This is a genomic window from Bacillus sp. NPDC094106, from assembly GCF_044764345.1.
Classification (GTDB): Bacteria; Bacillota; Bacilli; order Bacillales; family Bacillaceae_G; genus Bacillus_A.
In genome coordinates this window covers 139675-154312 of sequence record NZ_JBIWHY010000012.1, presented here as the reverse complement: position 1 = coordinate 154312, position 14638 = coordinate 139675, and the positions used below count along the sequence as shown (strand labels likewise).

Genomic DNA, 14638 nt, shown 5'->3' with positions numbered 1-14638 from the left:
TAGTATGATGAGAATAACGGGGTAAATACTAGGATGAAGAAGGTTTCAAGTCTATTACTTGGAGGAAGAGAATGAGCAATCGAATTTTAGTCGTTGATGATGAGGAGTTTATCTTAACTTTAATTGAATTTAATTTACAGCAAGCTGGATTTGAAGTCATAACAGCGATGGACGGTGAAGCAGCACTTCAGAAGGCAACAACGGAACGTCCGGATCTGATTATATTAGATTTAATGCTTCCAAAGATGGATGGCATGGAAGTGTGCAAAGAATTACGTTTGCAGCGCATTATGACACCTATTTTAATGTTAACTGCAAAAGATGATGAATTTGATAAAGTACTAGGTCTTGAACTTGGGGCGGATGATTATATGACAAAGCCGTTTAGCCCAAGGGAAGTTGTTGCTCGTGTAAAGGCAATTTTACGCCGCACAAAACTACAGGAGGAACAAGTTCAGGAAGTACCAGATGAAAATAACATAACAATTGCTGATTTAAAGATTTTACCAGAATTTTATGAGGCGTATTTCCGAGGAGGAAAGTTAGAACTAACGCCGAAAGAATTTGAATTACTTGTTTATCTTGCAAGGAATAAAGGCCGTGTGTTAACACGTGATCAGTTATTAAGTGCTGTATGGAATTATGATTTTGCTGGTGATACAAGAATTGTTGATGTCCATATTAGCCATTTGCGAGATAAAATTGAACAGAATACGAAAAAACCAGCATACATTAAAACAATTCGTGGGTTAGGTTATAAATTAGAGGAGCCAAAAGTGGATGAATAAATTTCGCTCCAGGCTTCTTTTTACATTTGTTTCTCTTATTATTTTTATTCTATTTGGACTAGGGGTATTGCTAGAAGCGGTGTTTGAGAACTATTATATTGATCATGTCAAGGAGAGAATGGTAAAAGAGACGCGGTACGTCGCTTTATTAGTAGAGGCAGAAGGGATTGATAAGGTTTTAAAAGAACCGAATATATTTGAAAAGTTAGAAGAGCAAATGCCTATGTCCATTCTATTTACCGATGAAGAAAAGAAGGTTCAATATAGTAAAAGCAAGCACGTTGTGTTCGATCAGGCAGCGATTGAAGCGCTTTCCTCTGAAACCGCAAAACAAAAAAATAGAGTGATTACGAAGGAAACAAATCAGAAGAATGTATTTTATCATGCGGTGTTTATCAAAGACACGCAAGGAAAACAAGGATATCTACTTGTAAAAAGTACAATTGAACCTTTGAAAGATGTCCATCAAAAAACATGGGCACTATTAATTATAGGATTTGTAATTGCTTGTCTCATTGTTGTTTTTCTTGGGGTGAAAATTACAGGGCAATATATCCGCCCAATTGAATCTGTTACGAAAGTAGCGATTGAATTAGCGAAGGGGAATTATAAGGCACGTGCTTATGAAAGTCATTCAGATGAAACAGGGATGCTAAGCAAGGCCATGAATATTTTAGCTCGCAATTTACAAGAGATGACGTTAGAACAAGAAATGCAACAAGATCGTTTACATACACTTATTGAAAATATGGGAAGCGGTATGATTTTAATTGATAGCCGGGGCTATATCAGCCTTGTAAACCGTTCCTATAAGGAAATTTTTCATGTAACAGATGAAGAGTATTTAGATCGCTTATATTATGAATCATTTCATCATACAGAAATTATTGAACTTGTAGAAGAAATTTTCATGACAGAAGTGAAAGTGCGTAAACAAGTCTTATTGCCGCTTGGAATTGAACGAAAGCATTTTGAAGTATATGGCGCGCCGATTATTGGGACGAACCATGAGTGGAAAGGAATTGTTCTCGTATTCCATGACATTACAGAATTAAAGAAACTAGAGCAAATGCGAAAAGACTTTTTAGCGAATGTTTCTCATGAACTGAAGACACCGATTACTTCTATTAAAGGATTTTCTGAAACACTGCTTGATGGAGCGATGGAAAATCAACAGTTTTGCGAGCATTTCTTACATATTATTTTAAAAGAAAGCGAGCGTATGCAAGGTTTAATTGAAGATTTATTAGACTTGTCGAAGATTGAGCAGCAAGGCTTTAAATTAAATATGGGCACTGTTGATATAAAGGGGTTACTTGAAGAAATTCAAATGGTGTTAGATAAAAAGTCACAAGATAAAGAAATTGTTTTACAAGTGGACGTAAACAAACCAGTTTCTGTTATCGGGGACTCTAGTCGATTGAAGCAAATCTTCATTAATTTAATTAATAATGCGATTGTATATACACCTTCTGGAGGTACAGTCTCTGTTACATTATTTGAAGATGATCATAGTGCATATATAAAAGTATCTGATACAGGAATCGGGATTAGTAATGAAGAAATTCCGCGTATTTTTGAACGTTTTTATCGTGTAGATAAAGCAAGAAGTCGAAATACGGGCGGAACAGGACTTGGATTATCTATTGTTAAACATTTAGTTGAGGCTCACCACGGAACGATTACAGTAGAAAGTGAAGTAGGTGTAGGAACGACATTTACAGTAGCTTTGCAAAAAAGCTAAATTGCAGTAGGGATAATGGGAAGTATATCTTAGATGATGGATATTTACATTATATTAACAATGGCTTCATCAAATATTAATAAAGCTCTGTTAATATAATACATGAAAACCCCTTCATCCAAGGAGTAAATTGGGACGAGAATAGGTGCTCTGTTCTCGTCACTTCCCTTTTTGTAAAATGTAGCATGTTCATGTATATGTCTAAAAATATATGTAATAGGAAAAACCGTTATTTTTCTTCTCTCTCTGAGTCATGTTAATATAGAGAGAAGGAAAGAACGGTTTTTTTCTATATGAAAAATCGTTTTAAATTTGTATGGGAGGTTTCCAATTTGGAGAAAAAGGTTGTATTAGTCGATGGGAATAATATCGCGTATCGTGCTTTCTTTGCACTGCCGCTTTTAAATAACGACAAAGGTATACATACGAACGCAATTTATGGTTTTACGATGATGCTAATGAGAATATTAGAAGAAGAAAAGCCAACGCATATGCTTGTCGCATTTGATGCAGGTAAAACAACATTCCGTCATAAGACATTTAGTGAATATAAGGGAGGTCGTCAAAAAACGCCACCTGAGCTTTCAGAGCAATTCCCGTTTATTCGCGAACTGTTAGACGCGTTTCATGTACCGCGCTATGAATTAGAGGACTATGAAGCGGATGATATTATGGGTACGCTAGCGAAAGAAGCGAGTGAACAAGGTGCTCATGTTAAAGTGATTTCTGGAGATAAAGATTTACTACAGCTTGTTTCTGATAACACGCTTGTATGCATTCCGCGTAAAGGAATTACAGAGGTAGACGAATATACGAAAGAAGCTCTATTTGAAAAATATAGTTTATCACCAAAACAAATTATTGATATGAAAGGTTTAATGGGAGACCAATCTGATAATATTCCTGGTGTACCGGGTGTTGGTGAGAAGACGGCGATTAAATTGTTAACGCAATTTGAAACGGTAGAAGCTGTGTATGAAAACCTAGACAAAGTGAGCGGAAAGAAATTAAAAGAAAAATTAGAAGAAAATAAAGAGCAGGCACTTATGAGTAAAGAGCTTGCAACGATTATTACTGATGCCCCGATTACAGTACATGTAGATGATATTGAATATAAAGGATATGAAGCAAGCGACGTTATCCCGATGTTCGAGAATTTAGGGTTTACTTCTCTATTAAATAAACTTGGTGCTACTCCTATAGAAACAGCTCCAGCTGAACTAGATGATATTTCATTTGATATTGCTGAGGAAGTCACAGAAGAAATGCTTCAGCAAGATAGTGCAATCATCGTGGAAGTACAAGAAGAAAATTATCATAAAGCCGACATTCAAGGATTTGGTATTCAAAATGAAAATGGTTGTTATTTCATTCCATCAGATGTTGCGCTTCAATCTGAAGCTTTTACGAAGTGGCTTGCAAATGATGAAATGAGAAAGTATACATTTGATGCAAAACGCGCAATTGTTGCGCTAAAGTGGAAAGATGTAGAGATTCGAGGGATCGACTTTGATTTACTAATTGCCGCTTATTTACTTGATCCAGCTGATACAGATAAAGATTTCCGTACCGTAGCGAAAATGAAAGAAACGCATGCTGTTAAATCGGATGAAGAAGTATACGGAAAAGGGGCAAAACGTGCGGTTCCAGAGCAAGATATAGTGGCAGAACACGTAGCTCGTAAGGTTCATGTATTATATGAGGTGCAACAAACATTTGTAGAGGAACTAGAAAAAAATGAACAGTATGAACTGTTTACAGAGCTCGAAATGCCACTTGCTCGCGTGTTAGCTGAAATGGAAGTAAAAGGTGTTATGGTTGATACAGAGCGCTTGCGTAATATGGGAGATGAGCTTGCTGGAAGACTCAAGGAAATGGAACAAGAGATTTATGAGCTTGCAGGAACAAAGTTTAATATTAACTCACCAAAGCAGCTAGGTGTTGTCCTATTTGAAACCTTAAACTTGCCAGTTATAAAAAAGACGAAAACAGGATATTCTACATCAGCTGACGTATTGGACAAGCTGATGGACCATCATGAAATCATTCCTAAGATTCTACACTATCGTCAATTAGGAAAATTAAATTCGACGTATATTGAAGGATTGTTAAAAGTTGTTCATGAAGATTCTTCTAAAATTCATACTCGCTTTAATCAAGTGTTAACGCAAACAGGCCGATTAAGTTCTACAGATCCGAACTTACAAAATATCCCGATCCGTTTAGAAGAAGGAAGAAAGATTCGCCAAGCGTTCGTTCCTTCAAAAGAAGGATGGGTTATGTATGCAGCCGATTATTCGCAAATCGAATTACGTGTGCTGGCGCATATTGCAAAAGACAAAGGGTTAGTAGAAGCGTTCCAGCATGATATGGATATTCATACGAAAACGGCAATGGACGTATTTGGCGTTGGGAAAGATGAAGTAACATCGAACATGAGACGTCAAGCGAAAGCAGTTAACTTCGGAATTGTATACGGCATTAGTGATTATGGACTTTCACAAAACTTAGGAATTACACGAAAAGCAGCAGGAGAATTTATTGAAAAGTATTTCGCTAGCTTCCCTGGTGTGAAAGAATATATGGATGAGATTGTACAAGAAGCAAAGCAAAAAGGGTACGTTTCTACATTATTAAATCGTCGCCGCTATATTCCAGAAATTACGAGCCGTAACTTTAATTTACGCAGTTTTGCAGAGCGTACTGCAATGAATACACCAATTCAAGGCAGTGCGGCAGATATTATTAAAAAAGCGATGATTATTATGGCAGATCGTTTAGAAGAAGAAGGATTACAAGCGCGTCTTCTTCTGCAAGTACATGATGAATTAATCTTTGAAGTGCCAAAAGAAGAAGTAGAGAAACTAGAGAAGCTTGTACCTGAAGTGATGGAACATGCGATTGAACTTGCAGTTCCGCTGAAAGTTGATTACTCTTACGGTCCAACTTGGTATGACGCAAAATAAGGAAGTGATGAAATGCCTGAATTACCAGAGGTTGAAAATGTTAGAAGGACGCTTGAAAATCTTGTAACAGGAAAAACAATTAAAGATGTGATTGTAACATATCCAAAATTAGTAAAACGACCAGATGATGCAGAACTCTTTAAGGAAATGTTGCGAGGTGAAACGATCGAACGAATTGAGCGAAGAGGTAAGTTTTTACTTCTTTATGTAACAAAGTATGTGATTGTTTCACATTTACGTATGGAGGGGAAATATTTACTTCATAAAGGTGATGAGCCGGTAGATAAACATACGCATGTGCGTTTTCAGTTTACAGATGGTACGGAGTTGCACTATAAAGATGTGAGAAAGTTTGGTACGATGCACCTCTTTAAAAAAGGTGAAGAATTTGAACAAATGCCGCTCGCTGATTTAGGACCAGAGCCATTTGACGTTGAATTGACGCCAGGATATTTACAAGAAAGATTGCAAAAAACAAATCGTAAAATAAAAGTTGTATTGCTAGACCAACGTCTTTTAGTTGGGCTTGGTAATATATATGTAGATGAAGTATTGTTCCGTTCTGGGATTTACCCGGAACGAGAAGCTTCATCTTTAACGAAGGCTGAAATAGAAAAGATTCATGAGGCAACCGTTACAACATTAAGAGAAGCAGTTGAACGCGGTGGAAGTACCATTCGGACGTATATAAATTCACAAGGCCAAATCGGTTCGTTTCAAGAGCTGTTGAATGTGTATGGAAGAAAAGGTGAACCGTGCGTAACCTGTGGTACTGTAATTGAAAAAACAGTTGTCGGTGGACGCGGCACACATTATTGTCCAACTTGTCAGCCTAGAAGCTAAGAAAGCGATTTTCTAATAACATCGGATAGGCATTTGTCATATACATACAGCAAAGCTGTGTATAGGGAAGGAGCTTACCGATGTACCTTTATTTTTCTCTTGTTTTATTAGCTTTTACATTAAGTTTAGATAGTTGTAGTGTAGGGCTTACTTATGGACTAAGAAGCGTGCGGATTCCGTTAAAATCAATCATAATCATTGGGGTATGTTCGGCAGCTGTGATGCTTGCTTCAATGGGGATTGGACATATGATTGCTAAAGTATTTTCACCTGTTATTGCGACGCGCATCGGTGGGCTTGTTCTCGTTGGTATTGGTGTGTGGGTATTATATCAATTTTTTAAAGGTGATAAAAAAGAGGAACCGCAGCAAGAAGAGAAAATTTGGAAATTAGAAATTGCTTCGCTTGGATTAGTCATTCAAATTTTAAGGAAACCAACTGTCGCTGATTTTGATAAATCGGGCACAATCTCTGGAGGAGAGGCTTTACTTCTTGGTATTGCTCTGTCGGTAGATTCGTTTGGAGCTGGAATAGGTGCATCTTTACTAGGATATGCCCCTGCAATGATGGCGATATCAGTTGCGATTATGAGTTCTTTGTTCTTATTTATTGGAATGAAGCTTGGCACAGTTTTATCAAGTATGCGATGGTTACAAAAATTCACTTTCCTGCCTGGGATTTTACTCATTATTATTGGAATTTGGAAAATGTAGAAGGCGTGGAACATAAGTTTCACGCCTTTATTGTTGAGGAGGAAGAATGATGACAGTTGTAATTGGATTAACGGGAGGCATTGCAAGCGGAAAAAGTACGGTTTCACAAATGTTTCGTGAACTAAGCATTCCTGTGATTGATGCAGATATTATTGCAAGAGAAGTTGTAGAACAAGGGAAACCGGCATATAACAAAATTGCAGAGGTGTTTGGGGAAGAGATATTGCAAGCGGATGGGGAGCTTGATCGTCCGAAACTTGGAAGTATTGTATTTCATAATGAGGAAAAACGATTGCAGTTAAATGGAATTGTTCATCCAGCTGTTCGTAAAGAAATGAATGATCAAAAGGATATGTACATAAAGGAAGGGATGCAAGCGGTTGTGCTGGATATTCCGCTTTTATTTGAAAGTAAGCTAACGAATCTTGTTGATCAAATTTTAGTTGTAGCTGTTGCGCCTAGTACGCAGTTAGAACGTTTAATGAAACGAAATGGTTTTTCAGAAGAGGAAGCGAAGGCGCGTATTGATTCCCAAATGCCTTTAATAGAAAAGGTAACATTGGCTGATAAAATCATTCATAATGATGGCACAATTACTGAAACAAAAGCACAATTACAACGCATTTTAAAGGAATGGAACATTATTAACTAAAAAATTGTGAAATTAATAAAAATGCTTAGTGACATATCTTCTTTTTGTGTTATACTATTATTGGGATTAGAGATGATTAGTATAACGCATTCAAGGGGGATAACATATTATGACTCGTGTGGCAATTAATGGATTTGGACGTATTGGTAGAATGGTATTTCGTCAAGCAATAAAAGAAAGCGCATTCGAAATTGTAGCAATCAATGCAAGCTATCCATCAGAAACATTAGCGCATTTAATCAAGTATGATACAACTCATGGCAAGTTTGACGGAACAGTAGAAGCATTTGAAGATCATTTATTAGTAGATGGGAAAATGATTCGCCTTCTAAACAACCGCGATCCAAAAGAATTGCCTTGGAAAGAATTAGATGTTGAAGTTGTAATTGAAGCAACTGGCAAATTTAATGCAAAAGAAAAAGCGATTCTTCATGTAGAAGCTGGGGCGAAAAAAGTTATTTTAACAGCACCTGGTAAAAATGAAGATGTAACAATTGTAGTTGGTGTAAATGAAGATCAATTAGATATCACAAAACATACAGTTATTTCCAACGCATCTTGTACAACAAACTGTTTAGCGCCTGTTGCTAAGGTGTTAGATGAGCAGTTCGGAATTGAAAACGGTTTAATGACAACTGTTCACGCTTATACAAATGACCAAAAAAATATTGATAACCCACATAAAGATTTAAGAAGAGCACGTGCTTGTGGACAGTCTATTATTCCTACAACAACAGGTGCTGCGAAAGCGCTAGCAAAAGTTCTTCCACATTTAAACGGAAAACTTCATGGTATGGCACTTCGTGTTCCAACACCAAACGTGTCTCTTGTTGATTTAGTAGTAGATGTGAAACGTGATGTAACAGTTGAAGAGATTAATGAAGCGTTTAAAACTGTTGCAAACGGTGCAATGAAAGGAATTGTAGAGTTCAGCGAAGAACCTTTAGTTTCCATCGACTTTAATACAAATACGCATTCAGCTATCATTGATGGTTTATCCACAATGGTAATGGGCGAACGCAAAGTGAAAGTACTTGCTTGGTATGATAACGAGTGGGGTTACTCTCGCCGTGTTGTTGATCTTGTAAAGTTAGTTGTTAGCGAATTAGCAAAACAAGAAAACGTACAACATATTTAAGTGAAAAAGGGAGAGGGCAAGCGATTGCTTGCCTTCTTTTTATTTTTTTCTGAAAAGGGAAAAAATTACACAAATATAATTTTTTAAGTGATACATACTTAGAAACATTGTGATTACTGTATTTGCGAATCTTTTATTTTTTTTGGGGAAAAGTAAAGAAGAGAATATGACAAAAAATCGAAAAAACTGTTGTTGCAAAATGAAAATAAACAAAGTATACTAACACTCGTAAACTTAAGAGCTGAGGTACGTAGTCACTACTTAAAGGGTTAGGACCTCTCTGGACTAACTTTCCCCCGTGGTAGTGGAGCAAGCCAAATTGCAAATTAGTTTTCAATTCGAACAGTTAGAATTAAATTTACAAGGGGGAACTGTAGAATGGATACTATGGACACGATGGGTCGTCACGTAATCGCTGAACTTTGGGATTGCGATTTCGACAAGCTTAATGATATGCCGTTTATTGAACAATTATTTGTGGATGCAGCACTAAGAGCTGGTGCTGAAGTGCGTGAGGTTGCCTTCCATAAGTTTGCACCACAGGGTGTAAGTGGAGTGGTAATTATTTCAGAATCACACTTAACAATTCACAGTTTTCCAGAACACGGCTATGCGAGTATTGATGTTTATACTTGCGGGGATCGTATTGATCCAAATGTTGCTGCAGAATATATTGCAGAAGGTTTAAATGCGAAAACGCGAGAGAGCATCGAGCTTCCTCGAGGCACAGGTAGCTTCGAAATTAAGCATAGAGAAACAAAAGCTCTTTAAAAAAGAACATAATTGATTTAAAATGTAAAGAGGTGTATAATGCACCTCTTTTTTAGTTTATATAAAGTAAAACTTCTATCAGCTATTTTTTCATTGATGGCTAGCCCGCACCAATCGGGCTTTTACGGGCAGTTTATCTCCCGTACGAGTTTTTTGTTTTCGCCGAATGTTGAGGTGGGAATATCATTACCCGTTAAAGAGGGATAAAATGATCGTAAGTATCGGCTTAAAGTGGTAAGCGCAGACAAATAGGTTATATAATATTGTATATATATTTACGTGTAGGTGAATGGAAGAGAGTACAGATTACTTTGTAAGGGAGTGAATGAGTTGCGTTGTCCATCCTGTTTTCATAATGGCACGAGAGTGTTGGATTCACGTCCAGTAGATGAGGGACGCTCTATTCGAAGAAGGAGAGAGTGTGAAAGTTGCTTACATCGATTTACGACATTTGAACGAGTGGAAGAGCCACCTCTTATTGTTGTAAAAAAAGAAGGAACACGAGAAGAGTTTAATAAAGAAAAGATTTTACGTGGATTAATTAAAGCGTGCGAAAAAAGACCTGTATCCTTAAAACAATTAGAAGAAGTAACGCAAAATGTAGAGCGTGAACTTCGTAATTTAGGTATATCAGAAGTGAAAAGTGATATGATTGGTGAGATCGTGATGGAAGCTTTGCGAGATATCGATGATGTTGCTTATGTACGTTTTGCTTCCGTATACCGTCAATTTAAAGATTTAAATGTATTCATTGAAGAATTAAAAGATATACTGCAAAAAGAGAGAGAATAGAGCGCAGTTATAATCTGTAATCGCGCTTTTTCTTTTCATTACTTTACTTTGAAATGATAGAAGAATGTAACCTGCAAATAACGGGATAAGAGAGCTAGAGGCGCAAGCTAATAGCTCTTTTTCACTAAGAAATTATATAGGTAGAACGTGATAAAGCATGAGTTAGAATGGATAAAAGAAAGGAATTGCAAGGATGGAAAAACAGTCATGGATGGAGCTATTGCCAATTGATCGTTATAAAGTAAGTGCAAAGGGATTGCTGCATAGCTACGATCGGAAAGTATTAACGATGTTATACCAGCCGTTAGTAGGTAGCAGAGCTTTTAGCTTATACATGACGCTGTGGGGAGAGCTAGAACAAGATCGTGTGTTTGGAAAAGAGAATACGCATCACTCTCTTATGGTCACAATGCAAATGCAGCTTCCTGAAGTGTATGAGGAGCGAGTGAAATTAGAAGCAATTGGTCTTTTAAACGTATATATAAAAAAAGAAAAAGACATTAGAATGTTTATATATGAACTCCAGCCACCATTGTCTCCAAAACAATTTTTTGATGATATCGTCTTAAGTATCTTCTTATACAACAGGTTAAGCAGAACGAAATACAATCAGGTAAAGCAATATTTCTTAGAAGAAGCGTTTGATTTTGCTGCATATGAAAATGTTACGCACTCTTTTAATGACGTATTTGATTCGTTTAACCCAGGACAATTTGAGCATGCGCAAGAAGAACTTCGAATTCCAAATACAACGGTCATGCCTGGCAATACAAAGGGGAATGCTCCGAAGCTTTGGAATGATTTCTTTGATTTTTCTTTATTTGTAGAAGGATTATCAACACTCGTCCCAAGAAAATCGATTACGGATCAAGTACGTGAATGTGTCGTCACACTGGCTTATGTGTATGGTGTTGATGTGCTATCGATGCAAAATATTGTCCTTGGCGCAATGACAGAAATGCAAACAATTGATATGGAACGGCTTCGGAAAGGGGCACGCGATTGGTATCAATTTGAAAATGGTCAAGCGCTTCCTGTATTAAGTGAACGAGTACAACCTCACGCTGCACGTACGATGAAAGAGAAAGAGCCCTCTACGCAAGAAGAGATGCTCATAAAACAGCTAGAAGAAATTTCACCGAAACAATTGTTAAAAGAGATTTCGGGCGGAGCAGAAGCGACAAAAGCGGATTTGCAAATTGTCGAAGAAGTGATGATGAATCAAAAGTTGACGCCAGGCGTTGTCAACGTACTTATTTATTATGTAATGTTGCGTTCTGATATGAAACTTGCTAAAACATATGTTGAGAAGATTGCAGGACACTGGGCAAGGAAGAAGGTAGGCACAGTGTCGGAAGCGATGTCTTTAGCAAAAGAAGAGAATCGCCAATATCAAGAATGGGCTGAGACGAAGAAAAAAGGTCGTGCATTGAAGAAACCAGTACGGAAAGAAATGGTGCCGGATTGGCTTAAGGAAGAAGCGAAAGAAGAATCCAAAGAACAATCGCAAGATCGTGCAAGTTCAAAAGAAAATCCAAGCAAGCTAGAAGAAGAACGAAAGAGACTAGAAGAAGTACTAAAAAAATATAAGCGTGATTAGTAGAAGAGAATGAACGCTCTTTGAGGTGAAAAAATGGAGCATATTCAAAATTCATTTACAAAGTTGATGAAAAACGAAAATTTTAAAAATAGATATGAAGTGTTAAAAGCAGAAGTTATGGCACATCCGAGTGTGAAAGAGTTCATTGAAGAACATAAAGGTGAAGTAACAACTTCTATGATAGAACGAAGTCTAGTGAAATTGTATGAATATATTGGGCAAAGCGTTGGATGCGCAGATTGTCCGAACTTAGAATCATGTAAAAATATGATTCAAGGATACGAGCCAAAATTGATTATTCAAGGTAAGATGATTGATATTCAGTATGATCGTTGTGTGAGAAAAGTAGCTTATGATGAGAGAAAGAAATATGAAAAGTTAGTGCAGAGTGTCTATATGCCAAGTGATATTTTGAAGGCTTCTATGGAAAATTTAGACCCAACGGATTTAGATGCGCGTATTGATGCGATTGCTGCAGCAAATGAATTTTTAAGTGCGTATGAACCAGGGAAAAAAGTACAGGGTTTATATCTCTACGGTAAATTTGGTGTAGGAAAAACGTATCTCTTAGGAGCGATTGCGAATGAATTAGCCTTAAAAAAGGTAAGTTCAATGATTGTATACTTACCAGAATTTTTACGGGAAATTAAAAGTTCACTGCAAAATAACACGATAGGTGAAAAGATTGATGCTGTGAAGCGTGTACAAGTCTTAATGTTAGATGATATTGGGGCGGAAGCAATGTCCAGCTTTGTACGTGATGATGTCCTCGGTGCCATCTTACAATTTCGCATGTTGGAAAACTTACCGACGTTCTTTACATCAAACTTTGAGTTTAAAGAGTTAGAACATCATCTAACATATACGCAGCGCGGAGAAGCAGAAGAAATGAAAGCGGCCCGTATTATGGAACGTATTAAATATTTGGCGAAACCAGTTGCGATTGGCGGGAAGAATCGTCGTCATATGTAAAGAGCAAGCGCTATGCTTGCTCTTTTTTTTATAGTGTTGCTTTCTTTTCAAAAATAAGCTCGAAATATCCAGCGTGCCCATATCCCTTTGTCCCAGGAGCGAAAATTTGTACGAAGCGCCATCCATCTTTGGCATGCTCGGTAATAATTTGTTGATAGTCTTCTTTTGGTTTATATTCCACTAAACCAGATTTTAATTCTACTTTAATAAATTTGTATTCATACATGTATAATCCCACCTTTTAATATCTTTATAGTTAAATTATACAATAAAAACTTGTTATTACTTTGAAAATTCATACGAGCTTGTATCATTTTTTTCTCCCACACTTAATATATATAAAATTAGCAAGAAATATCGAGTGAAGGCCTTCAGCGATAGGGAATTTGTTTCTGCCTAGAGTGAGACTTCACGAATCGGACTCTTATGGGATTTGTGTCTCACTTATTTCTAAGTTGGGAGATTACTGTCCTTTAGAGCAGGGATAAAAGGGGGGACAAAAGTGATTGAAATTTGCTTCGAAGAAAAAAATGATGCTGGGTATGTATATCAACAACTAATGGGGAGAACGAAAGAATTGTATAAAGAAACGAGTGTTTATTTATATGAACAAAAGGTCGTTATCCATATCCCGATATGTGAGTCATATTATATTGAGAAGGTTCTAATACCAGTACTTCTTTATTTTATTGTAAATATAAAACAAAATGAGTGGCTTCGTGCCATTTTGAAAGAGAAGTTTTTTTATGAGGAACAAGAAGAATGCCATCAAATTTTACATATGGCACACGAGATTTTAAAGGGGAAGCGAAAAGGAATTGCTCGTGATTTAACACGTAACAAAATCGAGTCTCGTATTGTGTCTTCTTTAAAAGGTTGGCTAAGTGACCCGTTGTCATTTTCGTTTTCATCGTATGTTCGTTTTCGCCTTCGTACATACCGGGAGATGGTAGCGCGGCTTGCTGAGGTGGCGATTGATGAATATAAAATGGAACAGGAATATCAAATGTTTATCGAGATGCTTCGGCAGCAAGTAAGCAGCAGGAAGGCACGCTTATCTTGTCTACATCTTGTATTTGATGAAAGTTTTATTTTTTATGATGAGAAAGGGGCGCGCTTAAAGCAAGAAAGATTGGTGAAATATATAGATGAGGGATTATTTAAGCAAAAAGATGTATACATTGATACGAAAGTGATTGCACCACTTCTTTCTATTGCGCCAAAAGTGATTTATTTGTATACGAAAGAACAAGATCATAATATGATTGTTACCCTTCAAAATGTATTTCAAGAACGAGTTCAATTATATGCACTGCATGAATTTGAACACAACGTTAAAAATTTAAAAAATAAAAGGAACGCCCTTGATTTTCTAAGTTTTTGAGCATATAATTACCTACATAAATGAAATATATTGAAATGTCATGATGAGGACATGAGTAATTTGCTACGATTCTCAGAGAGGGAAGCCTTAGGGTGTGAGCTTCCTAGTACGGGTTTATTACTTACCACCTCTAAACTTTAGCAGTGAACGTTTTTCTAGTAATTGCTAGCGGCCAACACCGTTATGTTGAACTTGAGCAATTAACGATTTGGTTAATTGGAACAAGGGTGGAACCACGAATTCAACACTCGTCCCTTTTTATGGGATGAGTGTTT

The 14638-nt window shown here is 36.9% G+C and carries 13 protein-coding genes and 1 other annotated feature; of the genes, 12 read left to right on the top strand and 1 reads right to left on the bottom strand.

The window, feature by feature from the left end; translation table 11 throughout:
* Window positions 1-71: 71 nt before the first annotated feature.
* The 11 genes from ACIQ7L_RS18280 to dnaI all read left to right on the top strand — a co-directional run bounded on the left by ACIQ7L_RS18280 (window position 72) and on the right by dnaI (window position 12979).
* Entirely contained in the window at window positions 72-788 is a 717-nt protein-coding gene (locus tag ACIQ7L_RS18280) for a winged helix-turn-helix domain-containing protein (RefSeq protein WP_400570872.1), read from the top strand.
* Window positions 781-2532: a two-component system histidine kinase PnpS gene (gene pnpS / locus ACIQ7L_RS18275; RefSeq protein ID WP_400570871.1), complete on the top strand. Its 1752-nt coding sequence runs from the start codon at window positions 781-783 to the stop codon at window positions 2530-2532. Before ACIQ7L_RS18280 ends, pnpS begins: the two co-directional genes overlap by 8 nt.
* 332 nt (window positions 2533-2864) lie before the next feature.
* Complete coding sequence (polA, locus tag ACIQ7L_RS18270) at window positions 2865-5498, top strand: DNA polymerase I (RefSeq protein WP_400570870.1); 2634 nt, start codon at window positions 2865-2867, stop codon at window positions 5496-5498.
* A 12-nt stretch (window positions 5499-5510) separates the two neighbouring features.
* Window positions 5511-6341, top strand: coding sequence for a DNA-formamidopyrimidine glycosylase (gene mutM / locus ACIQ7L_RS18265; protein ID WP_400570869.1), 831 nt, complete (start codon window positions 5511-5513; stop codon window positions 6339-6341).
* Between the two features lie 80 nt (window positions 6342-6421).
* Entirely contained in the window at window positions 6422-7054 is a 633-nt protein-coding gene (gene ytaF, locus ACIQ7L_RS18260) for a sporulation membrane protein YtaF (protein ID WP_400570868.1), read from the top strand.
* A gap of 49 nt (window positions 7055-7103) precedes the next feature.
* Window positions 7104-7706 carry a dephospho-CoA kinase gene (gene coaE, locus ACIQ7L_RS18255; RefSeq protein ID WP_400570867.1) on the top strand — a complete coding sequence of 201 codons (603 nt, stop codon included), beginning with the start codon at window positions 7104-7106 and terminating at the stop codon, window positions 7704-7706.
* 109 nt (window positions 7707-7815) lie between these two features.
* Window positions 7816-8844 (top strand): glyceraldehyde-3-phosphate dehydrogenase, encoded by a 1029-nt coding sequence (locus ACIQ7L_RS18250; protein ID WP_400570866.1) that lies wholly within the window; start codon window positions 7816-7818, stop codon window positions 8842-8844.
* A 387-nt stretch (window positions 8845-9231) separates the two neighbouring features.
* Window positions 9232-9615, top strand: coding sequence for an adenosylmethionine decarboxylase (gene speD, locus ACIQ7L_RS18245; RefSeq protein WP_006096185.1), 384 nt, complete (start codon window positions 9232-9234; stop codon window positions 9613-9615).
* Between the two features lie 330 nt (window positions 9616-9945).
* Window positions 9946-10407: a transcriptional regulator NrdR gene (gene nrdR, locus ACIQ7L_RS18240; RefSeq protein WP_097898379.1), complete on the top strand. Its 462-nt coding sequence runs from the start codon at window positions 9946-9948 to the stop codon at window positions 10405-10407.
* A 193-nt stretch (window positions 10408-10600) separates the two neighbouring features.
* The gene (locus ACIQ7L_RS18235) at window positions 10601-12007 is read left to right on the top strand and encodes a replication initiation and membrane attachment family protein (RefSeq protein ID WP_400570865.1); all 1407 of its coding nucleotides are present in this window, start codon (window positions 10601-10603) and stop codon (window positions 12005-12007) included.
* Window positions 12008-12040: 33 nt separating this feature from the next.
* Complete coding sequence (dnaI, locus tag ACIQ7L_RS18230) at window positions 12041-12979, top strand: primosomal protein DnaI (RefSeq protein WP_400570864.1); 939 nt, start codon at window positions 12041-12043, stop codon at window positions 12977-12979.
* Window positions 12980-13007: 28 nt separating this feature from the next.
* On the opposite strand, the gene ACIQ7L_RS18225 is transcribed toward dnaI, so the two are convergent.
* The gene (locus ACIQ7L_RS18225; RefSeq protein WP_097898376.1) at window positions 13008-13205 is read right to left on the bottom strand and encodes a DUF4177 domain-containing protein; all 198 of its coding nucleotides are present in this window, start codon (window positions 13203-13205) and stop codon (window positions 13008-13010) included.
* A gap of 276 nt (window positions 13206-13481) precedes the next feature.
* Here ACIQ7L_RS18225 and ytxC point away from each other — a divergent pair, with 276 nt between their 5' ends.
* Complete coding sequence (gene ytxC, locus ACIQ7L_RS18220) at window positions 13482-14363, top strand: putative sporulation protein YtxC (RefSeq protein ID WP_400570863.1); 882 nt, start codon at window positions 13482-13484, stop codon at window positions 14361-14363.
* A gap of 31 nt (window positions 14364-14394) precedes the next feature.
* Window positions 14395-14622: a binding site (T-box leader), on the top strand.
* Window positions 14623-14638 lie beyond the last annotated feature (16 nt).

Excerpts from the sequence above, each read along its gene's own strand:
- coaE (WP_400570867.1), top strand. The coding sequence starts at position 7,104 with ATGACAGTTGTAATTGGATTAACGGGAGGCATTGCAAGCGGAAAAAGT.
- pnpS (WP_400570871.1), top strand. The coding sequence starts at position 781 with ATGAATAAATTTCGCTCCAGGCTTCTTTTTACATTTGTTTCTCTTATT.
- ytaF (WP_400570868.1), top strand. The coding sequence starts at position 6,422 with ATGTACCTTTATTTTTCTCTTGTTTTATTAGCTTTTACATTAAGTTTA.
- dnaI (WP_400570864.1), top strand. The coding sequence starts at position 12,041 with ATGGAGCATATTCAAAATTCATTTACAAAGTTGATGAAAAACGAAAAT.
- ACIQ7L_RS18235 (WP_400570865.1), top strand. The coding sequence starts at position 10,601 with ATGGAAAAACAGTCATGGATGGAGCTATTGCCAATTGATCGTTATAAA.
- mutM (WP_400570869.1), top strand. The coding sequence starts at position 5,511 with ATGCCTGAATTACCAGAGGTTGAAAATGTTAGAAGGACGCTTGAAAAT.
- ACIQ7L_RS18225 (WP_097898376.1), bottom strand. The coding sequence starts at position 13,205 with ATGTATGAATACAAATTTATTAAAGTAGAATTAAAATCTGGTTTAGTG.
- ACIQ7L_RS18250 (WP_400570866.1), top strand. The coding sequence starts at position 7,816 with ATGACTCGTGTGGCAATTAATGGATTTGGACGTATTGGTAGAATGGTA.
- speD (WP_006096185.1), top strand. The coding sequence starts at position 9,232 with ATGGACACGATGGGTCGTCACGTAATCGCTGAACTTTGGGATTGCGAT.
- ACIQ7L_RS18280 (WP_400570872.1), top strand. The coding sequence starts at position 72 with ATGAGCAATCGAATTTTAGTCGTTGATGATGAGGAGTTTATCTTAACT.